The 22461-nt window shown below is 45.3% G+C and carries 19 protein-coding genes and 1 other annotated feature; of the genes, 1 reads left to right on the forward strand and 18 read right to left on the reverse strand.

Going from position 1 to position 22461, the window contains the following annotated elements; genetic code table 11:
- Positions 1 to 58: 58 nt before the first annotated feature.
- The 5 genes from L7D49_RS15735 to L7D49_RS15755 all read right to left on the reverse strand — a co-directional run bounded on the left by L7D49_RS15735 (position 59) and on the right by L7D49_RS15755 (position 4950).
- Complete coding sequence (locus L7D49_RS15735) at positions 59 to 1738, reverse strand: formate--tetrahydrofolate ligase (RefSeq protein ID WP_238082511.1); 1680 nt, start codon at positions 1736 to 1738, stop codon at positions 59 to 61.
- Between the two features lie 48 nt (positions 1739 to 1786).
- Positions 1787 to 2764 (reverse strand): zinc-binding dehydrogenase, encoded by a 978-nt coding sequence (locus L7D49_RS15740; RefSeq protein WP_238082514.1) that lies wholly within the window; start codon positions 2762 to 2764, stop codon positions 1787 to 1789.
- 261 nt (positions 2765 to 3025) lie between these two features.
- Positions 3026 to 3796, reverse strand: coding sequence for a metallophosphoesterase (locus tag L7D49_RS15745; RefSeq protein ID WP_238082516.1), 771 nt, complete (start codon positions 3794 to 3796; stop codon positions 3026 to 3028).
- Between the two features lie 89 nt (positions 3797 to 3885).
- Entirely contained in the window at positions 3886 to 4374 is a 489-nt protein-coding gene (locus L7D49_RS15750; protein WP_238082518.1) for a helix-turn-helix domain-containing protein, read from the reverse strand.
- An 87-nt stretch (positions 4375 to 4461) separates the two neighbouring features.
- Positions 4462 to 4950: a dUTP diphosphatase gene (locus L7D49_RS15755; protein WP_238082519.1), complete on the reverse strand. Its 489-nt coding sequence runs from the start codon at positions 4948 to 4950 to the stop codon at positions 4462 to 4464.
- Positions 4951 to 5046: 96 nt separating this feature from the next.
- Here L7D49_RS15755 and L7D49_RS15760 point away from each other — a divergent pair, with 96 nt between their 5' ends.
- Positions 5047 to 5439, forward strand: a complete 393-nt coding sequence (locus tag L7D49_RS15760) for a sigma-w pathway protein ysdB (protein WP_238082521.1) — start codon at positions 5047 to 5049, stop codon at positions 5437 to 5439.
- Positions 5440 to 5520: 81 nt separating this feature from the next.
- Here the strand turns inward: L7D49_RS15760 and L7D49_RS15765 are convergent, their stop codons facing one another.
- From L7D49_RS15765 to polA, 13 genes are all read right to left on the reverse strand, one after another.
- On the reverse strand, positions 5521 to 5817 hold the full coding sequence (locus L7D49_RS15765) for a DUF1294 domain-containing protein (protein ID WP_238082523.1): 297 nt from the start codon (positions 5815 to 5817) through the stop codon (positions 5521 to 5523).
- A 275-nt stretch (positions 5818 to 6092) separates the two neighbouring features.
- Positions 6093 to 6452 carry a 50S ribosomal protein L20 gene (gene rplT, locus L7D49_RS15770; RefSeq protein WP_238082525.1) on the reverse strand — a complete coding sequence of 120 codons (360 nt, stop codon included), beginning with the start codon at positions 6450 to 6452 and terminating at the stop codon, positions 6093 to 6095.
- A 105-nt stretch (positions 6453 to 6557) separates the two neighbouring features.
- Positions 6558 to 6758 carry a 50S ribosomal protein L35 gene (rpmI, locus tag L7D49_RS15775; RefSeq protein ID WP_147055102.1) on the reverse strand — a complete coding sequence of 67 codons (201 nt, stop codon included), beginning with the start codon at positions 6756 to 6758 and terminating at the stop codon, positions 6558 to 6560.
- Positions 6759 to 6784: 26 nt separating this feature from the next.
- On the reverse strand, positions 6785 to 7291 hold the full coding sequence (infC, locus tag L7D49_RS15780) for a translation initiation factor IF-3 (protein WP_238082810.1): 507 nt from the start codon (positions 7289 to 7291) through the stop codon (positions 6785 to 6787).
- A 327-nt stretch (positions 7292 to 7618) separates the two neighbouring features.
- Positions 7619 to 11578 (reverse strand): tetratricopeptide repeat protein, encoded by a 3960-nt coding sequence (locus L7D49_RS15785; RefSeq protein ID WP_238082527.1) that lies wholly within the window; start codon positions 11576 to 11578, stop codon positions 7619 to 7621.
- 141 nt (positions 11579 to 11719) lie between these two features.
- Entirely contained in the window at positions 11720 to 13657 is a 1938-nt protein-coding gene (thrS, locus tag L7D49_RS15790) for a threonine--tRNA ligase (protein WP_238082529.1), read from the reverse strand.
- 115 nt (positions 13658 to 13772) lie between these two features.
- Positions 13773 to 14004 (reverse strand) — a binding site (T-box leader).
- A gap of 75 nt (positions 14005 to 14079) precedes the next feature.
- Positions 14080 to 15024 (reverse strand): primosomal protein DnaI, encoded by a 945-nt coding sequence (gene dnaI / locus L7D49_RS15795; protein ID WP_238082531.1) that lies wholly within the window; start codon positions 15022 to 15024, stop codon positions 14080 to 14082.
- Between the two features lie 2 nt (positions 15025 to 15026).
- Positions 15027 to 16388 carry a replication initiation and membrane attachment family protein gene (locus L7D49_RS15800; protein WP_238082533.1) on the reverse strand — a complete coding sequence of 454 codons (1362 nt, stop codon included), beginning with the start codon at positions 16386 to 16388 and terminating at the stop codon, positions 15027 to 15029.
- A gap of 42 nt (positions 16389 to 16430) precedes the next feature.
- Positions 16431 to 16895 carry a transcriptional regulator NrdR gene (nrdR, locus tag L7D49_RS15805; RefSeq protein WP_238082535.1) on the reverse strand — a complete coding sequence of 155 codons (465 nt, stop codon included), beginning with the start codon at positions 16893 to 16895 and terminating at the stop codon, positions 16431 to 16433.
- A gap of 248 nt (positions 16896 to 17143) precedes the next feature.
- The gene (locus L7D49_RS15810; RefSeq protein ID WP_238082537.1) at positions 17144 to 18166 is read right to left on the reverse strand and encodes a glyceraldehyde-3-phosphate dehydrogenase; all 1023 of its coding nucleotides are present in this window, start codon (positions 18164 to 18166) and stop codon (positions 17144 to 17146) included.
- A 114-nt stretch (positions 18167 to 18280) separates the two neighbouring features.
- Positions 18281 to 18883 (reverse strand): dephospho-CoA kinase, encoded by a 603-nt coding sequence (gene coaE / locus L7D49_RS15815; RefSeq protein WP_238082539.1) that lies wholly within the window; start codon positions 18881 to 18883, stop codon positions 18281 to 18283.
- Positions 18884 to 18894: 11 nt separating this feature from the next.
- A complete protein-coding gene (gene mutM, locus L7D49_RS15820) occupies positions 18895 to 19767 on the reverse strand; it encodes a bifunctional DNA-formamidopyrimidine glycosylase/DNA-(apurinic or apyrimidinic site) lyase (RefSeq protein WP_238082540.1) in 873 nt (290 codons plus the stop codon).
- 9 nt (positions 19768 to 19776) lie between these two features.
- Complete coding sequence (gene polA, locus L7D49_RS15825; RefSeq protein ID WP_238082542.1) at positions 19777 to 22401, reverse strand: DNA polymerase I; 2625 nt, start codon at positions 22399 to 22401, stop codon at positions 19777 to 19779.
- Positions 22402 to 22461 lie beyond the last annotated feature (60 nt).

The following is a 22461-nucleotide window of genomic DNA, read 5'->3' on the forward strand; positions in this document are numbered from 1 at the left end:
CCATAATTCCAAAAAAGAGACGGTCTCCCTATGCTACAGGAGGCCGTCTCTTTTTACATTACATTAACCCAACAGCATTGCCATTTTCATCGATACCCATTTGGAGGGCTGCTGGCTGTTTAGGCAGGCCAGGCATTGTCATAATGTCTCCTGTCAAGCAGACGAGGAAACCAGCACCAAGCTTAGGGATAATTTCACGGATTGTAATTTTGAAATCTGTTGGTCTGCCCAACTTCTTCGGATCATCCGTAAATGAATATTGTGTCTTCGCCATACAAATCGGTAGGATATCCCATCCATTTTGCTCGATCGCCTTCAAATCCTTCATCGCTTTATCGGTGAGGATAATTCCTTCACCACCATATACTTTTTGAACAATCGCTGTAATTTTGTCAATGACCGGCTGTTCCACATCATACAATGGCGCAAATTGTTTCGGCTCATCCAAAAGCGCAAGCACTTCATTCGCAAGATCAAGACCACCTTGTCCGCCTTGTCCCCACACATCCGTCAACGCTGCCCGCACCCCTTTTGACTTGCACCATGACAGGACGAAGTCCAGCTCAGGCTTAGAATCTGTAATAAAACGGTTTAGTGCAACGACCGGCTGGACGCCAAACGCTTGAACCGTTTCAATATGCTTCTCCAAGTTCACAATTCCTTGCTGCAAGGCAGATACATTTTCTGCACCTAAGTCCTGTTTGGCTACTCCTCCATGCATTTTCAAAGCGCGGATTGTTGTAACCAAGACAACCGCGTCAGGCGCAAATCCACCTTTGCGTGCCTTAATATCCATGAATTTCTCAGCACCGAGGTCGGAACCAAAGCCTGCCTCCGTAACGACGATATCTGCAAGCTGTCTCGCTGTATTAGTCGCCATCAAAGAGTTGCAGCCATGCGCGATATTAGCGAAAGGACCGCCGTGGATCAAAGCAGGGGTTCCCTCGATCGTTTGAACGAGATTTGGCTTGAACGCTTCCTTCAGCAGTAGCGTCAGTGCCCCTTCGACGCCCAGATCTCGGACAGTAACGGCTTCTTTATTGTATGTGTAGCCGATCACCATTTGAGAAAGCTTCTCCTTCAAATCATTCAGGCTCGTTGCTAGGCAGAATACCGCCATGATTTCAGAAGCGACAGTAATATCGAATCCATCCTCCCGTGGCACACCTTGGGCAGGACCCCCTAATCCGATTGTGACATGACGGAGTGCACGATCATTCATATCCAATGCTCGTTTCCACGTAATTCGCCGCGGATCGATTCCAAGGGCATTCCCTTGGTGGATATGGTTATCGATGAGTGCGCTTAATGCGTTATTCGCAGTCGTGATCGCATGGATGTCTCCGTTGAAATGCAGATTGATTTCTTCCATCGGCAACACTTGGGCATACCCGCCACCAGCTGCACCACCCTTGACTCCCATTACAGGGCCGAGTGACGGTTCACGGAGCGCAATCATCGATTTCTTGCCCAATCTAGCAAGCGCATCCGCTAATCCTACTGTTACTGTGGACTTTCCTTCCCCTGCAGGTGTCGGGCTAGTAGCAGAGACTAGAACGACCTTCCCAGCCGCTTGTTTCGTCTGCAGCTTGCTGACATCAATCTTTGCTTTGTATCTGCCGTACGGTTCGACCGCTTCCTCTGGAATGCCTGCCTTCTCAGCAATCTCGCCAATCGGCTGCATGACCGCCTGAGACGCAATCGCCAAATCTGTTAACGGTTTTGTTTTATCTACCATCCCTATCCCATCCTTTCATGATGAAACCCAATCCATTTCTCATTTTTATTATATGCTTACTACTATTTTGCCGAATTGTTCATTATGCTTCAGCCTATCAAACGCTTCTTGGGCTTCTTCCAAACGAAACGCGCGGTCGATTACCGGCCGGATACCGTGAAGTTCCATAAAACGTAAGGCTGCTCTCAGCTCTTCTCTGCTGCCCATTGTGGTGCCTAACAGCTGGTATTGCCCATAGAAAAATGATCGCAAGTCAAAGTCGACTGTATCCTCAGTCGTTGCACCGAACACCACAATCTTTCCGCCCTTTTTCAACACTTGAAGGGAGCGGTTGAATGTAGCCCGGCCCACACTTTCCACGACCAAATCGATCGTTTCACCCTGAAGCTCGGCTACCCAATCACTATTCGTGTCCAGCGCCATATCTGCACCGATATTCCTGGCACTTTCACGTTTCGATTCACTTCTGGATGTGACAATGACCTTGGCCCCTGCACTTTTTGCAAGTTGGATCATGAATGTCGCCACACCGCTCCCCGCACCAGGAATAAATACGGTTTGTCCCGCCTTCAAATCACCTTGTGTGAACAAGGCACGATAGCCAGTCAGTGCGGATAACGCAATAACAGCCGATTCCTCCCACGACAAATGTTCCGGCTTTTTCTCGAGCTGCTCGGCCGAGATTACAATTTTTTCCGCAAAAGTTCCATGATCCGGCATACCCAAGATATCGAACCTTTCAGGAGGTGCAGCACTCTTCTGGAACCAGCGTAATGAGGGGTTGATGATCACTTCGTCACCGATAGACCAGTCTGTGACATCGGCTCCAATACTTTCGATCACGCCTGCGCCATCCGAACCGAGCACTAGCGGCCTACTTTCATTCCCTCTTCTACCAGGGATCATTAAATCTCTTCGATTTAAGCCAGCAGCCTTCAATGCGACAACTACTTCGCCCATACCCGGGCTGGGATCTGCCAGTTCCCCCAGTCGCATTTGTCCATCGGCATGCATAAATGCTTTCACTTTTCCCACCCTCTCCCCGACTATATGTATTCTGACGTCTCTATCATACAACATAATGAAACCATTTTCATATTGTACTTGTCGCAGATTTCAATTTATTTGTGGAAATAAAAAAACTGTCTCCATCCACTTGTAAGGTGGCTTGTGACAGTCTTTATTGCTCAATAATGAAGTTCACATCAGCTTCAAAAGATAATCTTCTCAAACTAACTTTTTAAGCAATTGTCCCCCTAAAAATCTCTCTTCTAACATAGTAAGTGATTACTCCACTTGATGGTGCAATTCGACGAGAACAATTTCCGGCTGGTTAAAAAAACGAATCGGGATAATGCTGTTGCCAATTCCTCGGCTAATGATCATCTGACTCTGGTTTTCTGAATGAAGCCCCTCCGTATAACCTGGAAACCAGCCTTGGCCTGGAGCTACAAGCCCTCCGATCCCTGGAATACGGATTTGTCCGCCATGTGCATGCCCGCTCATAATAAGATCTATCTTCTGCGCATAATAAGTCTCAAATTGCTCAGGACGGTGTGAAAGCAATATTTTATACATAGAGTCAGGCACGTCTTGAAAAGCCTGTAAAATGAACTCCTTGACTGCCTCATCATCTGCTTTTCTGCTCGATAATGGATCATCAATGCCGCCAACCGCGACCTGCTGGCCATCCCGCTCAATTAATACGGCTGTATTCGAAAGAGTATGCACTCCTCGGCTTTCCAAGCGACTCAGAATTTGAGCTGTTTCATTGCTTGAAATTTCATGATTGCCCGTTACGTAATAGAATGGCGCGACAGATTCTAACTCCTCGACCAGCTCCATGCTACGATCGAGGTCAAAGCGATTGCTGTCTATGAAGTCGCCTGTAATAAAAATTGCGTCAGGAGATAGCCCCTTCACTTTTTTCACAAGACCGGCATGTCTCTCTCCGAATTTCGCATCATGTAAATCGGATAGCTGCACGATCCTGAAGGAATCGAACTCACTAGGGATTTTGGGAGAATGAATGTCATAGCTAGTGACTCCGATTGTCATATTATCCCTATACAATATGAATAAAAATAAAAAAATTAGAACTATCCATACCAATCTGGTTCCTTTTCGAATCCGGGTCTTCTTGCTTTTCATTGCCAGCGTTTTTTCATCTTAGCGAGTTCCAATAACTCCAATACATCTTTTTTTGGTAGATCCACGAGAATGGAAAGAAGTTCCCGTTCCGCTAATCTTCTCCCTCTCCCACTTCGGTATTTTTCCTTATTCACTGCATCGATTTCCGTGTATAGGTCTGGAAGCCTATCACCGTGTTCCGCTTCCCGATCGACTGTCAAATGCTCGCGAAGCCTTTCGTAAAGCATATCCATGCTTGTCGTATTGCCTGTAAATGCGCGTGATGTGCGCGGATCTCCTAAGATCAATTCATCCGTTGAAATGTTAAAGCGATCCGATATTTTAGCAATCCATGCGGCAGATGGGGCATTTTTCCCCTTCTCCCAATCCTTTATCCGGCTGGCAGATGTGCCAATAGCCGCTCCAAATGCCATCATTGATAAGCCTCGCTGCTCGCGTAAGGCTTTTAATCTAATTCCAAAGTCTTCTTTACTCCACTCGTTCACAGTTACGCCTCCTCCTATTTGCTTATCTATATCTTATTTTTACTTTGAGGTCTCTGTCAATCTATATTTATATTTCTATTAAGTATTTTAATACCCTTTCTTTTGTCGTGCGTAATTTTCCTCATTTTTTTCCATATATGCGTGCCAAACATCTTTATTCGTAAAGTTTAGTTTTTTCGCAATTGAACCGTAAAGAATCCATAACATTTTATATCGCTCAATCGTCGGATCCGAAATAAAATGATTAATTGCAGAGTTTGTCGCAATAAATAAATCTGTTAACTCGCCATCCACCTCACCATCAGGCCATTCTTGCACGAGCGCATCAAATCCCTTTTCAATGCCTAAGGAGAGCAGGAAATGGATCGAGTCCACATATTCTTCTATGATTATATGATGGGGAGAGGCCTCTTTATGGCTCCAAAATTTAAAACATCTCGTTTCGTTCGCAAGTTCAGAGAGCTCGACGAGCAACGCCAAACCTTTTTTCGTAAATAAATCTGCATGGCCTTCATGGTTAGATTGAATAAATGAGTCCAAATCACGCTGCATTGTAAATAAAGTCGTCAATTCCATTAAAAAACCTCCAAAAAAAATTATTATCTTGAAACCAAACCATATACTCATCCGTACATAGTAGATGACTATCTATATCTGTGAGGGGTTGCTTTCATGGGACTATTACTAATCCGCGTTTTCATCATAGCATTCGTCATTTATTTATTTTACCGCGGCATTCGTTATTTGACGGATCCAAAGCGGAAATTGGATGAGGCGCATGAACAAGAGCAATATTATTTCTTTGATGATCTGAAAAATGTTAGGAAAAACTTTTTCATCACATACAAAGGCGCATTGTTCGAAGGAGAAAAGTATTTGGGCACAACTGAAGATGCTTTTGATGTTGTTTCCATTTTTGTCTGGGTGAAAGACGAAACAAAGTTACAAGGGTTTACTAAAGACGATTTTCATTTCCTTGCTTCTGAAATCGCATCAAACTATCCGAACGCAGAAATCAACTGGAAAAATCCAATTGAAAAATTAATGAAGAGCAAGGCTCAATAGTAAATGGGCATGAATAGGGAGAGCCCATGTATAGTGGCTCCCCCTTTTTGTTTCGCGGTTGCAAGTAGAGGCGAAAGGCCATCATGTCCAAATGTTCCGTCCCCCTGTTACATCGACTCCGAATAAATATAAAAGAACGGTAATATCGAGCAGGGCAAGAAGGAGAAAACCGATACGGAACGAAGTATGCCTCGTTTTATGGCGAAATAGCTGCATACCTAAATAGGAACCAATTCCTCCACCTGCAATCGCGAACAGCCATAATGTCTTCTCTGGAATTCTTCTTTTTTTCCGTTTTGCCTGCCTTTTGTCATACCCCATTAAGATGCATGACCATATAGAACAGAATAGGATCCATCCAATGAGCAATTCATTCATTGTTTCATCTCCCTTATCCTTAATAGTACACCGTGCCATGTGCCAATGGAATGCTATTGTTTGGAAATTATTAGAACCTTTTTCAAACGCCTTTCCGTGCTGTTGAATTCTCATTGGCTGTATTTGAGAAGTCCTATAGAATCAGCCGTCCCCAAAAGGACCCTACTCGTTTACAAGTGGATTGTTTCGGCAAAGGACATGACAGGAGACAGGCAGCATGAAAAAACGCCTTGCCTCGGTACGAATCCGATTAGCAAGGCGTCCTGTATCATTTCTTATTTCGCGATTGATTTTTTTGCAGTGTCTGCAAGTTGTGCAAATGCTTGTGCATCTGTCACAGCAAGATCTGCAAGCATTTTGCGGTTCACTTCGATGCCAGCCACTTTTAGACCGTGCATAAGAGTGCTGTAAGAAAGGCCATTCATACGTGCAGCCGCATTGATACGTGTGATCCATAGTTTACGGAAATCACGTTTTTTCTGACGGCGGTCACGGTATGCATAGTTGAATGATTTCATGACCTGTTGGTTTGCTACTTTGTAAAGTCTATGTTTAGAGCCAAAGTAACCTTTAGCTAGTTTCAATACTCGATTACGGCGCTTGCGCGACACTGTTCCACCTTTTACGCGTGGCATAGTAATTACCTCCTGCTATTCCTATAAGAATGTTGTAGTTTCGTTTTCAAAAAGGCGGGTTGCTGGGCTTCCATCCAACCGGATCCTTCAATTTAAAGCCATGAATTACTTCATGTATGTGATCATTTCACGGATACGCTTGTAGTCTCCAGATGAAACAAGGGAAGCTTTGCGTAGGTGACGCTTTGCTTTCGTTGACTTGTTTGCGAAAAGGTGACTTGTATAAGCACGACCGCGTTTCACTTTACCGGATGCAGTTTTCTTGAAACGTTTTGCTGAACCGCGGTGAGTTTTCATTTTTGGCATGATCTGTTCCTCCTAAATCTTTCGTGTTACTTCTTTTCAGCAGTCGGGGCAAGTATTAGGAACATGCTCCGGCCTTCCATTTTCGGTTTAACTTCAACCGTTGAAACTTCCTTGCATGCTTCTGCGAATCGGTCGAGTACTCGTTGACCAATCTCTTTATGAGTAATGGCACGTCCACGGAAACGGATAGAAGCTTTTACTTTGTCCCCGTTCTCCAGGAATTTGATCCCATTGCGCAGTTTGGTTTGAAAATCATGTTCATCAATTGTAGGGCTAAGGCGCACTTCTTTGATGTTAATGATTTTCTGGTTTTTCCGTACTTCACGCTCTTTTTTCTGCTGTTCAAACTTGAACTTCCCATAGTCCATTACACGAGCTACTGGGGGCTTTGCTTGCGGAGCGACAAGGACGAGGTCCAAATTCGCACGAGCTGCGATATCAAGCGCCTCATTACGTGATTTGATTCCAAGCTGGTCACCGTTATGATCGATCAGGCGAAGCTCGCGGGCACGGATGCCCTCGTTTACGTACATGTCTTTGCTAATAGTAATCCACCTCCGGATATTGTCTCGCGAATACACAATTTGGGTATACCGCCTATCGTTCCGGCGGAGTCCCACAGGTCATTCTAACATTGAAAAGCAAAGGGCGCCAGAATTCTAGGCATAAAAAAAGTAGACATATCGTAATGATTGTCTACCCGCATATGCGTACGCACAACTAAATGCACGGCACGTCATTCATGTGTCTTACCTGTCAACAGCGTATTGCGTCAATCAGGTGAGAAGCGGGCAGCCTCTTCTTATACCACAAACTGTATTCATTAACCTTTATAACTTTACCATGCCGTGCATCTGTTGTCAACTATTGATTTCTTCTAATTCATCAAGGCGCACTCCAAGGAATCGGACAAAGTCATCCGTCCCCATATGAGAATTTTGCATTTCCACAAGCCATTGGTCTTGCACATCTCCATTTGCAGAACAAAAATACTCCCAAGCCTTATCAGAAAAACCGGCAAAATAATATACACGCATCAAGCCGATATGCCCTTCTTCCACTTCAGGATCCAGCTCTAATGTCTTGTCATAGCTCGCTTTCGCAAGGTCATATTTGCCAAGATGAAGCAGGCAGTCTCCTTTCCAAGCCCATCCATATGGATAGTCTGGATGCATTTCTGTGATTTTGGTGAAATGTTTGAGAGATTCTTCAAAGTCAGCTTGTTTGCCGATACGTACTCCATAATCGAATGAATAGAACCCTGCCAGTCTGGAAACATCAAAATCATCGTACTCATATAAGTTTAGAATCTTTTTCGCTTCCGGCCTATTGTCCACTCTCCATAGATATTTTGCCAATTCTACGTAGTGTGCGCCATTTTCCGGCTCCAATTTAGCGGCAAATTTTAATAACGCAGTAACATAGACGGTGATTGGAGATATTTTAGTAGCCGCCCTCAGCTGTTTCAGGAATGAGTAGTTTCCGTCTTTTATCTCTAGCCAAGGCTCTGCCAATGCCATTACTTCTCTGCCCAGCTGATGGCTAATCCAAGCTTTCTCCTCGTCGGAAACATTCAAACGTTCAATCGGAAGGGTACCAAAATTATTTTGCTTGCTGAAATACATGGCTTCCGCCCAGAAAGGATATAGCGATTCGTCTTTTGGATATTCTTCGACGAGCTTTGTTATAATGACATTCGCTTTTTTATATTCCTTTTCTTTCAATAGCAATTTTGCCACCCGAAATTGAATAGAAGGGCTTTCCTGCTCAGAAAGGAATTGTATTGCTTCACGGTTTGTCATGAGGGCGCTTTTTGAAATAAGCCACCAATCCTCATCCACATTGTCTCTTATTTCATCTAACCGTTCGGATACTATGCGTTTTTCCTTTTCGTCAAGCCATCCTGCCATTCGGTCCACTTTGCAAACGGCCGGGTATAACTCGAGCAACTCAAACCCATATCGCTTGGCAGCTTGATAATCCTCTGCTTGCTCGTAAATTTCAAACAGTTCCTCACGCGCAGCATGGAAGTCGCTTTCAATCTCAATACAAGCTTTAAAGTGCCGTATGGCTTTCTCCTGTTCACCCATTCCTTTGTTAATCAATCCTAACCGGTAATGAGGAAACGTATTTTGTGGATTCATTTCAAGCGCCTCACCTAGTAGTTCCAGCGCGGCTTCTATTTCTCCTGTTTGTTCTCTCAGAAATGCTTCATAACAATACAAATCTGGATCCTGTACTCGATTTCGCAGTTCAGCCAGCACATTCGCACCACGCTGTTCCGCTGGAGTATCCTCCACGTAATCGACATATCTTCGGACAAAAGCCATCACTTGCTCTTCCGTATTCAGAAGCCCTTCTTCCATGACATCCAAAGCTGTTACATGTTCCGTTACCGTTTCAGCCGTTTCGAACAGCATCGCTCCTGCTCGGAATATATAATAAGCCGAGCCGATGCGCTCTGCTTGAGAGGTAACAGACTGCATGGCCTCTTCCCATCTACCTGCTTTCGCCATTGCCTCACCTAGATAGATGAAAGCAAGCGAATCGCCTTCCGGATCTCGCTCGGCGGCTTCTTTGTATGCCTGTTCAGCAGACTGAAAGTCCTCCATTCCCGCTCTTGCATGACCTGCATATAACCATAGATACGTCGCCTCTTCACTTGGCACGCTAGAGATCGCGCGTTCACAAGTGGCAGCCGCCGACTCAAAGTTTTCCTGTTCTAAATACATTTCAGCAATCCGCAGGTAAGGATAAGGAACAGCGGGATTGAGCTCCAAAGATCGCTCCAGCCATTGAATGGCCTCTTGCTCATTTTTCCCTATTTGACAGCGTCCGGCTTCATATGCGTAGTAGGCATTATCCGGGTCTTGCTTCGCCAAGACCAGAAATTGTTCCAAAGCATCGGCCGGTTGCCCATTTGCCAACAAAGCAGACGCATAGGTCGAGGCAACAAATTCATCTTCCTCATTCTGGTACATAGCTGTTTCTGCATAGTCCACTGCATCTTCCGTTCTGCCAATTTCCTCTGCGCATCTTGCCAAATACGCAAATGCAATAGGCTGGTACGGATCCATCTCAAGCGACCGCTCTAAATGGAAAAGAGCATCCGGGTAGGCATCCCTTTTATAGGCGTCAACCCCGAGCAAATAATGAGAGAATGCAGAAGGCCGTTTCAACTCTTTCATTATGGCCATAAAGGAGTCCCGGTCCCCGTATCGCATATAGGAATTGGCAATAAGCAACGCAACCTTCTGCTCCTCCATGCCAAGTCTCTCCTCCACATGCTTTCTCCACTGATCGACATAAGGAAGGAACTTGTCATCATGACCGAGAGATAAACCCAGCACCGATGCATAGACCTCTTCTTCATTCCGAAGTAGAAAGGCCAAAAACTTGTCTGTCATCTCTTCGCTCGCTTCGTCCAAATCATCCACCCGTGAAAAAGCTTCCTGAAAGAATTCATGTTCTTCTTTAGGCAGAGCCGGCAAAGTGTGCGCCTGCTCGCGCGGAATGAAGACGATTGCCAAACCATCCTTCATGCGATTGAACTTTTGAAACACATCATAGGGCACATAGAACGGCTCCAGTCGGTTTGGATCCTGAATCGACAAGATCTGCAGCCGGTCATCGTATCCCCTGACCAACTGGACATGTGAACTATTTTCAACCATGAGATCCAGCATGATCGGTAATCCAAGATCGATCAATTGTTTGAGTGCTTCGACCGTGCTTTTGAAAAACACTGCTTGGAAACCTAATGATTCCATATAGGAAGCGGTCTTGCTTATTCTGGAACCAGTTCTATCGAATATATGGCTTGCCACTTCATCCTGCGTTATGTCATAGCCAGCTGCCCTTAAAATCATTTCAATCGAAGCAGGCACACAATAATTCACTTTCTGTTTAATAGGAATTACATGTACTTCGTTTCTATTTCCTGTTTCATCAAGAGATTCTGGATTAAAGACGGTGTTTTCCAGCACATCGGAATACGATGCGATCCACTTCCGGAAATCATCCCAGCGATCCAGCCGGTACAGTGTATCGGTTTGTATGTAAATGAGATAATTACGCTGGCGGATGTACGGGTGATTTTCCAGCATTTCAGGAATTAGGAGGCTCACTTTCTCATAGTCTCCGTCCGTATAAAGATGATCAATATTGGCGATTTGCAGCGCCACATCATCCGGGTAACGTTCCATCCCTTCCCGCAGAATAGCAGACGCCTCTTCACGAGCGCCCCGTTTCGCCAGCAATTCGGCATACGCCGCATAGGTAATCGCACCGCGTTCCGTCAATGGCAGTGCATCAAGCAATATCTGTTCCGCTTCTTCCAGCCGGTCCATTTCAATATAATACGGAGCTAATTGATCCGCATGGATAGTCCCGCCATTCTTCTCAATTTCCTGAATCGTGCGTGCCGCTTCAGGAATGCGATTCATCATCGTTAATGCATGTAAGCGGACTTTCAATAAATAATTCCTATCTTTTTCTGTGTAAGATGTATTTTGTAATTGATCCTGAATCAAATGATCGACTCGGAACGGTCGATCCCTCTCTAGGAGCGTATGACATTTCCACGCAAATGTTCGTGCCGTCGTAAAACGGCGGTGCGCGTAATACGCTAAGAAATTTCCGTATTGCGACAGCGCTCCATTATCCAGCAATCGGATGAGCCGGTAGCTTTCATCTTCAGAATCAATCAAATGTAAGTAATCAAGAACTTCTCTCCTAGAACATTGAAGGAGAATTCGCAGCACGTCATTTGCCTGGCCGATTGTTTTAATATCGGAAGGTTTGACAATCGTCTCTATCATGAAAATCCCTCCATTTTATGCAGACAACTGTATTGTACTTTGAACACTTCACGAGAATCAAAGTTTCAAATAAATTATTTGAAAAATAATATAAACATCCCATTTCTCGATAAGGAGAAATGGGATGCAATACCTAGTTCGTTATTCTTTATTCGCAACAACCGACTGCAACAGTTCAAGGAATTGTGCAAACGGCATGCTTTCGGATTTTTGTTCACCGTATTTCCGTACATTCACTTCACCGGACTCGACTTCCTTGTCGCCAAGCACGAGCATGAAAGGAACTTTTTGCACTTGGGCTTCGCGGATTTTGTAGCCGATTTTTTCATCTCTGCTGTCTAGATCCACTCGGAAACCGGCAGCCACTAACTTTTCACGCACTTCATTTGCGTACTCAAAATGAACTTCCGGAGATACCGGGATCACTTCTACTTGGACAGGAGCAAGCCATGTCGGGAAGGCGCCTTTGTATTCTTCGATCAAGAAGGCAACAAAACGTTCCATTGTCGAAACGACACCTCTGTGGATTACAACAGGACGATGCGGTTTGCCATCCTCTCCTACGTATGTGAGATCAAAACGTTCAGGAAGAAGGAAGTCCAGTTGGACAGTCGATAATGTCTCTTCCATTCCGATAGCCGTCTTCACCTGAACATCCAGCTTAGGACCATAGAATGCTGCTTCCCCATCTGCTTCCACATATTCAAGCCCCAGCTCATCCATTGCTTCTTTCAACATGCTTTGTGCCTTTTCCCACATCGCATCATCGTCAAAATACTTTTCTGTATCTTGAGGATCGCGGTAAGAGAGACGGAAAGAATAGTCCTTAATATTGAAGTCTTTATACACTTCAATGATCAATTGAACGACACGCTGGAATTCTTCCTTAATTTGATCTGGACGGACAAAGATATGCGCATCATTCAGCGTCATGCCTCGAACCCGCTGCAATCCGGAAAGGGCTCCGGACATTTCGTAACGGTGCATCGTGCCAAGCTCAGCAATGCGGAGCGGCAAATTACGATAAGAGTGGATGCCATTTTTGTAAATCATCATATGATGCGGACAGTTCATCGGACGGAGCACCAAATCCTCATTATCCATACTCATGACCGGGAACATGCCGTCCTGGTAATGATCCCAGTGTCCGGATGTCTTATATAGCTCGACACTACCAAGAACTGGTGTATATACGTGGTTATAGCCGAGTTTCTCTTCTTTATCGACAATGTACCGTTCAATTACACGGCGGATCGTCGCACCCTTTGGCAGCCATAGTGGCAACCCTTGGCCCACTTTTTGGGAGTTTGTGAATAATTGAAGCTCCTTGCCGATTTTCCGATGATCGCGCTCTTTCGCTTCCTCTAACATGCGCAAATGCTCCTGCAGTTCCTCTTTCTTGAAGAATGCAGTTCCGTAAATACGCTGAAGCATTTTATTATCGGAATTACCGCGCCAGTAGGCACCCGCGATGCTCAACAGTTTAAATTCCTTCAACTTTCCTGTAGAAGGAACGTGAATGCCGCGGCAAAGGTCGAAGAATTCACCTTGTTCATAAATCGAGACTTGCTCGCCTTCAGGAATGGCTTCCAGAAGCTCCAGCTTGTACGGATCATCAATCTCCTTGAAACGTTTTTCCGCTTCTTCGCGTGAAACATCATGACGGACAACCGGCAAGTTTTCTCCAATGATCCGCTTCATTTCTTTCTCGAGTTCAGGTAAATCTTCTGCCGTGATTGGAGTTGGCGAGTCGATATCATAGTAAAAACCGTTATCAATGACCGGACCGATACCGAGTTTAGCATCCGGGAACTTGCGCTTCACCGCTTGTGCAAGCAAATGCGCTGTACTATGGCGTAAAATTTCTAACGCTTCCGGTGATTGAGGTGTAATGATTGCGATATCGCCATCTTCCTCGATTGGCGTTTTCAGATCGATCAGCTGATCTCCCACTTTACCTGCCAATGCGCTTTTGCGGAGTCCCGGGCTGATGGATCCAGCGACGTCTTCTGTAGTTGTGCCTTTTGGGAACGATTTAATCGCTCCATCAGGGAATTTCAATTCGATTTGTTCCGACATGATCAGTCTCTCCTTTTTAGTTAGTTGGAATAGAACGGATGGTGTACACATTGATTTTTTAGTTAGTGGAATAAACAAAAAACTTAAAAAACCAATAAAAAAAGCCCCATCCCTGTAAAGGGACGAAGCGTATGTTCGTGGTTCCACCCTTCTTCCTTCCCTCCGGCAAAATGCCGGAAAGACGAAGCTTTCCAATCGGCTAACGGGCCGGTGCCGTCGACGGATACTCATTTCCCCATCGCTGCTCCGAGGTGGTCCATCGATTTTCTGTCCTGCGGGGCTTCCAGCCGATGACCCCGTTCTCTGTAGGATGATGAATCGATAGTTGTCCTCATCTTCACATTTTAATCATTTAATACAAATTAGTATAAATGTGCTCTGCCTAAAAATCAAGCCATTGTGACGGGATTTCACAAAAACCCTCACGATCTTCTTCTGTTCTTACCACGTAGTGCGATTGGCGAGCTGATGATCCGAATCCGTTCCATCAGACGGGCCGCCTTTACTTCCTCTTTTTCGCCTCGCTGGGTATAAGTCAGATGGTGCTCAAGCTCATCCAGTGTAAAGTTGGAAGTAAAGAACGTCGGTAGCTCTTGTGCCATCCTGTACTGCAAGATCGTTCCAAGCACCTCATCCCGCGCCCACGCAGACATTGATTCAGCACCAAAATCGTCCAGCATAAGAACAGGCGCTTTTTTGACGAAATCAATCTTCTCATTCAGCGTCTGGTCCTGGATGGATTGTTTCATTTCCCTTAAAAATTCCGGAATATAGACGACCACCGTCCGTATTTGACGATTGGCCAATTCATTGGCCATGGCTCCAAGGATAAACGACTTTCCAGTACCGAACGGCCCATGGATATATAGACCTTTCTCCGGCAGCTTTCCTGTTTCCACATATTCATTAATAAACCGTGCTGCAGCTTCGACCACTTGCAGCCTGCTGTTATCATGCGTCAAATCGACATCATGCAGCCTGGCCTCCATGACGTCTTTCGGCATATGCATGCTCTCAATCATTTTGGAGACTTTCCTGCGTTCATCATCGATCTGTTTATTCGGGCAAATGACATAGTCGAGATCAATGTAATTGGCTGTCAGAATTAGTTTCGGCTCATAACCTTTCATCACGTTAATGCAGCCTTCCAGACTCGGGCAGCTTTCGCATTTATGTGAGGCGGTAACGAATTCATACAGCTTCCCGATGCTTTTATCCACAACAGACTTGTCAATGTATTGTGAGTTCTCTTCCAGAAATTGTTGAACCTCTTCATTTTCCAGCACTTCATTTCGAAGCTGGTCATATCTTGCGGTCAATGCAGGCGCATTAATGACCCGCTTCATCGCATTGCCGATCCGTTCCATTGTTATTTCACCCCACTATTCATCGCTTCCAGTTTAGCAAGCAGTTCTCGGCGTTTTTCTTCAATCGCCGGATCATCAGAAATCGTTTGTTCTTCCGTTTTGGGCTCTTTATTCTCCCTGAACCATTCCGGAACCTTCTCTTCGCGGACAGGGTTTCGCCTGCTAGTGTTCTTTTGTCCGTCCTTCAGCCACTTGCGGTATTGATCCGACTCTGCCCTGGCGAGTTCCATCGCTTCTTTCGCGGTTTTCACTTTCTTGTTTCTCCAAGTCGAGGCAATCCGTTCCACAAAGTTATTCGTAATTTTACCTTCATTCCGTATGATGACATAGTTAAGCAGGACATTGACGACCCCAATTGGAAAACCATACGTATTGATCAGTTTTTCAGCTAATTGGACATCGACAGAAAGAGGTTCGCTTCCTGTATACCCCCTCAATACTTCAACAGGCGATGTTGTTTCCATGTCATGGATGAATTTTTCTTCCTGCGTCATATTTTTAACCGGTTTCTCTTCTTCGACAGGTGCCTGTTGAAACACTTTTTCCAAGACTGGCACTTGTGTGGACCGATTCATTTTATAAAAATCAACTGCCGCTTTACGCAATCTTTCTTCCGGTATTTTCAGGTTATCATCCAATGCCATCATAATCACTTTTTGCATATCAAGAGGTGTGAACGAGTAGAGGAACGCCAGCTTTTCAATTAAATCCCTCGACACAGAGGATAGTGAAGAACTGGGCACCATCTGCTCAGAAAGTCCGGCGCGCAGCATGCCAAAATCAAAGCCTGAATCGGCAAAAGGGATACCGGTTGGCTTTGATCGGCTTTGCAGACCCGACTCGTCCGATAAATCATCAGGAACGCCGTAACGGATGGGCTTGTACACATCTAAAAACGTCCTGGATACTTCTTCATACGAGTCTTCTACGGGCAGATCGGAAGCAAAGCGGCTAAGCAAGCCGCGGTATGCCTGCTCGCCAATCTTGCTAAACAGGAAGGTGGACAGAAGCGGATCTGCAAAAAAGGATTTGGCATCCAGCGGCGTCAGCAGTTCATAAATAAACGCCCGATCTTCCGTCAGCTGCTTGCAATAAGTCCGAAGCAGCCCGATTCCTTCCAGGGATAAACGGGATTCGAACACTTTCCCGAGCGGCATCGTCAGCACATTCATCAGGTGATAGTGGTTGTATTCGCTCTCTTTATCCCGCTCGGCATCTGCCCAAAGCGTCAAGAACAGGCTCATGGCCTCCGGGCCGATCAGCGGTTGATAAAACAACGTCAGAAGCTGGCGGTCATAGTCCGAGAACGGATGCGACAGTTTAATTTTATACGTATCGACAGGTTGAAGTTCTTTATAGAGCATCCGAAATCGTTGCCTCCTTCTTACATAATCGTTATTTCAATCCTATTGACGGTCCTTCTTGTTTTGCAAGTTTTTCAGTTCTTCGATAAAGACGGTAATATCTTTATATTGGCGATAGACCGAAGCAAATCGGACATAGGCCACTTCATCGACGTCCGCCAGTTTTTCCATAACCATTTCTCCGACATCTTTCGAGTTGATCTCGACGATTCCGGCACTTCGTAACTCTTTTTCAATGAGATAGACAATATTTTTCAAAGAGGTCAACTCTACCGGACGCTTTTCACAAGCACGAATCAAGCCTCTTAATAGTTTTTCTCCGTTAAATTCTTCCCGGGTGCCATCCTTTTTCACAACGACTAGCGGCATTTCTTCCACCTTTTCAAACGTCGTAAATCGGTAAGCGCAATTCTCGCATTCCCGGCGTCGCCTGATGGAGCGGTTTTCTTCTGCCGGCCTGGAATCGATAACTCTAGTACCGTTAAAGTGGCAAGCTGGACATATCATAATTGTTCCTCCACATTTCCGTTTAGTACCCTACATTATAACAGAACCGGGAAGGAAAATATATTTGTCTATGCGAAGTTTCGACTTAATTCGCCACTCACAATTTCTGGAATCCCTAGATTTTCAATGAACCACCCTATTAAAAACAAGATAAAAAACCTAGCAGCGAACCTTTCATCTGCTAGGTTAATTTACATTTGGAGTCTATCAATTTCGGACGGTATCAACAAAACCTTCCGAACGGGAGCTTATGCATTCACTTTTTCTTTCAATGCATTTGCGACTTTTTTCGTCAATTCAACGACACGCGCGGAGTAACCCCACTCATTATCATACCATGCCAAGACCTTCACTTTGCGGTCGCCCATGACGATCGTTGTCAATCCATCAACCGTTGCTGAAACCGTCGACGTGTTGAAATCAACAGATACCAATGGTTCCATTGTGAAAGCAAGAATACCTGCCATTTTTCCTTCAGCGGCTTCTTTGAATGCGCCGTTGACATCTTCTACTGTAACATCTTGCTTCAAGTCGACAACAAGATCGACTAGGGAAACATTTGGAGTTGGTACACGAAGTGCCATTCCGTGGATTTTCCCTTCAAGTTCCGGCAAGACAAGCGCTAAAGCTTTCGCTGCACCGGTCGAAGTTGGGATGATCGACTGTGCGCACGCACGTGCACGGCGTAAATCCTTATGCGGGTTGTCCAGGTTTTTTTGGTCATTTGTGTAGGCATGCACAGTTGTCATCAATCCATTTTCAATGCCGAACTTATCATTAAGCACTTTTACAACTGGAGCGAGACAGTTTGTCGTACAGCTTGCATTTGAAATGATATCATGCTTTTCTATATCCAATTTCTCTTCGTTTACACCAAGAACGATTGTAACGTCTTCGTTTTTCCCTGGTGCTGTGAGTATGACTTTTTTGGCACCTGCATCCAAGTGCAGAGCAGCCTTTTCACGTGAATTAAATACGCCTGTCGCTTCCACGACAACATCCACGCCAAGCTCTTTCCAAGGCAATTTTGAAGGATCCCGTTCTGCGATCAACTTGACTCTCTTGCCGTTCACAACGAGTGCATCTTCTTCGGCTGTGACCTCTCCGTCAAAGGTGCCATGATTTGTGTCATACTTAACTAAATGGGCTAGCGTTTCAGCCGGATATGAAGCATTAACCGCTACAACATTGACTTCATCATCCATCATCATTTGACGGAAAACCATCCTGCCAATCCGTCCAAACCCATTAATAGCTATCGAAGTAGTCATGAAATAAATCCTCCCGCATGTATGTTATACTTTTTAACTTATATCCGTTCATTAGTATAACACATATTATGCAGGAGTATAGACTTTGTGAAAAGAATAACAATGTTCCACTTTTCAGAATAGAGGTTCGGCTTTCCACTCGGCTAATACTGCTTCAAGCTGTTGCTTTGTCGCTTCCAGCGTCCCGTTATTATCGATAATTGCGTCCGCCCCGCGCTCCTTCACTTCCATCGGCAGTTGCGAGGAAATACGGGATTCCGCTTCGTCTTCCGATAAACCATTTCTCGCCATAAGCCTGGATTTCTGCAAGTCCTTCGTCACCGAAACGACCAGAATCCGATCGACAAAAGGTTGTAATCGGCTTTCAAATAATAGGGGGATATCCATAATGACAGTCGAAGCCCCTTTGGCGATCCACTCCTCTTTCTGGCGTAACATTTCTTTGCGGACAGCCGGATGAATGATGCCGTTCAACTGCTGGCGTTTTTCAATATCATTGAAGATGAGATCGCCCAGCTTAGCTCGGTTTAACTGGCCATCCTCCATAATGACGTCTTCCCCAAACGCGTCTTTAATTTCGCTGAGCACTGGACTCCCCGGCTCTACAACGAGCCTAGAGATTTCATCCGCATCAATAATTGGATACCCTTTTTCTCTCAGCATGGCCGCCACTGTACTCTTTCCGCTGGCAATGCTTCCAGTCAATCCGATAATCATTTTTTCACCCTCTAATGTTGGCATGATGGGCAATAGACGGAAGTCCTGCCCGCGATTTTCAAACTCTTTGTTCCGGTACCGCACTCTGGGCAAAATTTCTTGCCATACATTTTGAGCCGCTCCTGCATCGTTCCCGCTTCACCGTTAATATTCCGATAATCTGAAATGGAACTGCCGCCAGCTCTGATGCTTTCTTGCAGCACGTCAACAATTGTACGGAACAATTCAATCTTACGTTCTTTGCTAATCCGTCCAGCACTTCGGTTTGGATGGATTTTCATCTTATACAACGCTTCCGTGGCATAGATATTCCCACATCCAGAAATGACATGGCCGTCCATAATGACTTCTTTGATCGGTTTACGGGCATACTTCGGCGTCTCGCACATGGCGAGAAAATGTTGCAGCGCCTCATCACTGAAAGGCTCTGGGGCCATCTCTAATAGCGGAGGATAATCGGACTCCGCCCTGACTAATCGCAATTCACCGAAACGGCGGATATCCGAGTAGACGAGAAGCCCGCCGTCCGCCATTTCAAAGGTCACATGGACATGCCGACGGAAGCGGTCTTCCTTTATGTCATCTAGTGTATCGACAACGAACCAGGCTCCTGTCATGCCAAGATGACTTACGAGTAAGTATGGCTCTTCGTCTCGTTCTACATGAAAATAGATATACTTGCTTCTTCGAGTTAAAGCGAGAATTTTCATCCCCGCCATCTCCGAAATGAAATCTTCACTTGTTATGCCCTTGACAATTGCTTCTTTCCCGATCTGTTTTGCGGACAACACCGTCTCCGATATTTTGACAGAATGGATGGTCCTGCCTGCGGAAACAGGCGCCAGTGATCGGACAACCCCCTCCACTTCCGGTAATTCCGGCATCGTAATCCCTCACTTCGTTTCGTACCAGGATGAACCGAACGCCCACTCGACTTTTAGTGGCACATCAAGTTCAAGCGCAGATTCCATCACTTCCGGCACGATTTCTTTCAATAGTTCAAGTTCTTCCTCAGGTGCTTCAAAAATCAATTCATCATGTACTTGCAAAAGCATGCGTGTTTGCAATCCTTCCGATGCAAGCCGGGCATCCATATCAATCATCGCTTTTTTAATGATGTCGGCGGCCGTCCCTTGAATCGGGGTGTTCATTGCCGTCCTCTCGGCAAAACTGCGCAAATTGAAATTGGAACTTGTGATATCCGGCAAATACCTTCTTCTATTAAGAAGAGTCGTGACATACCCTTTCATTTTCGCATCTGCCACGATATCTTCCATGTATTGTTTGACACCAGGGAAGGTGGACAAATAGGTGTCAATGAATTGAGCGGCTTCCTTCCTTGTGATATTCAAGCTTTGCGACAGTCCATAATCACTGATTCCATAGACGATACCGAAGTTAACCGCTTTAGCAGATCTGCGCATATCCGATGTGACCCCGTCCTTGTCCACTTTGAACACATTCATCGCTGTTTTTGTATGAATGTCCTCGCCTTCTTTGAAGGCCTCCATCAGTTTTTCATCTTGCGACATATGCGCCAGCACGCGAAGTTCAATTTGAGAATAATCCGCTGCAAACATAACCCAGCCTGGTTCAGATGGAACGAACGCAGCCCGAATTTTTCTTCCTTCCTCCAAGCGGATCGGGATATTTTGCAAGTTCGGATTAATGGAACTGAGTCGTCCTGTCTGCGTTAATGCCTGTTGGAAACGGGTATGGATTTTACCGTCTTCATGAATTTCCTTTGTTAAACCTTCAATATATGTGGAATTCAATTTCCCTAATTGACGATAGAGTAAAATAAATTCGATGATCTCATGTTCACTTGCTAATTTCTCCAAAACATCTGCTGCTGTGGAATAACCCGTTTTCGTTTTTTTGATTGGCGTCAGCCCCATCTTCTCAAAGAGGATGACTCCCAGCTGTTTAGGAGAGTTAATATTGAACTTCTCCCCGGCGATTTCATAGATTGTATTCTCCAAATCCACGAGCCTGCGGGACAGTTCGGTGCCGATATCACGCAAAGTAGCCAAATCGGTCTTGACGCCAGTGGACTCCATCTTGCCTAAAATGATAGCCAGCGGCATTTCAAGTTTATAGTACAGGTCAAATTGTTCATTTGACTGGAGTCTTTCTTCCAGCGTCGGTTTAAGTGCCCAGATGGCTTCCGCTTTTCTGCCGGCATGCTCCGCAAGACGCTGTACATCCGGAACAACTCTTTTCGCGCCTTTTCCGTATACTTGCTCGTCCGGCTCCACGTCGTGGTATCCAAGCTCCTCCGCTACCGATGCAACATCTGTGTACGTTGCAGATGGATTGGAAATATAAGCGGCTAGCAGAAGATCGAATTCCAGTCCGTGGATTGGTATTCCTCGAGATGCCAGTGAGGCATAGGCCGCTTTCGAGTCCGATGCATACTTTTTCACTTGCTCATTCCGGAGCCACGCTTTAAAATCCTCGGATCCAATCGCTGTCTCATACGGAATATACATTGTCTGTTCGCCATCTGACAGGGCAAACCCCTCAATAGCCGCAGACAAATAATTTTCATCCATCATTTCGACGTGAAGAGCCATTTCATCTTTTAAATCCTCATCTGTAATTTCATTTTTAAGAAGGACATGGATCTCCTTTTTAGGCTGTACAGATGCGCCAGGCTCCAATTTTTCAAGCAGTGTCTTAAACTTCAATTCCTGGTAGATCGTCTTCACTTTATCGTTATCAGGACCGGCATAGGAAAGATCGCCTAGTGAAATTTCAATTGGAGCATTCACTTCAATCGTAGCCAATTTTTTACTCATGAAAGCCTGGTCTTCATTTTCGGTTAAATTCTCTTTCAGCTTCTTCCCAGAAACCTCATCCAGTGATTCGTATAGTTTCTCGACTGTGCCATATTCCTTCAAAAGCTTTAGCGCTGTTTTTTCTCCGACACCCGGCACGCCCGGAATATTATCGGATGCATCCCCCATAAGCCCTTTCATATCAATGATTTGGTCTGGCGAGATACCGTATTTCTCCATCACATGCGCCGGCGTGTACCGTTCCATATCGGCGATCCCTTTTTTCGTTATGCAGACCGTCGTATGCTCGCTAGCCAACTGGGTTAAATCCTTATCGCCTGAGATGACGACGACTTCGTATCCATCTTCATTCCCTTGCTTGCTCAGCGTGCCGATAATATCATCCGCTTCAAAGGAATCAAGTTCATATTGCGGAATCTGATACGCTTCCAGCAGCCTGCGCAAGTAGGGGAACTGCTCCGACAGCTCAGGCGGCGTCTTTTGCCGTCCGCCTTTGTATTCACTGAATGTCGCATGACGGAACGTTGTTTTCCCCGCATCCCACGCGACGAGCATATGAGTCGGTTTTTCCTCCGACAAAATATTTTGTAGCATCATCGTAAAGCCGTATACCGCGTTCGTATGGATGCCGGTATCATTCGTCAACAGCGGCAATGCAAAAAAGGCGCGATACGCCAAACTATTTCCATCCAACAAGACAATCTTCTGATTCGTCAAATTGATTCCACTCCCTCGTTCATTCCAATAAAAAAAAGTCATTTTCATTTATTTTACCAT

The organism is Sporosarcina cyprini (assembly GCF_022048975.1).
Classification (GTDB): Bacteria; Bacillota; Bacilli; order Bacillales_A; family Planococcaceae; genus Sporosarcina; species Sporosarcina cyprini.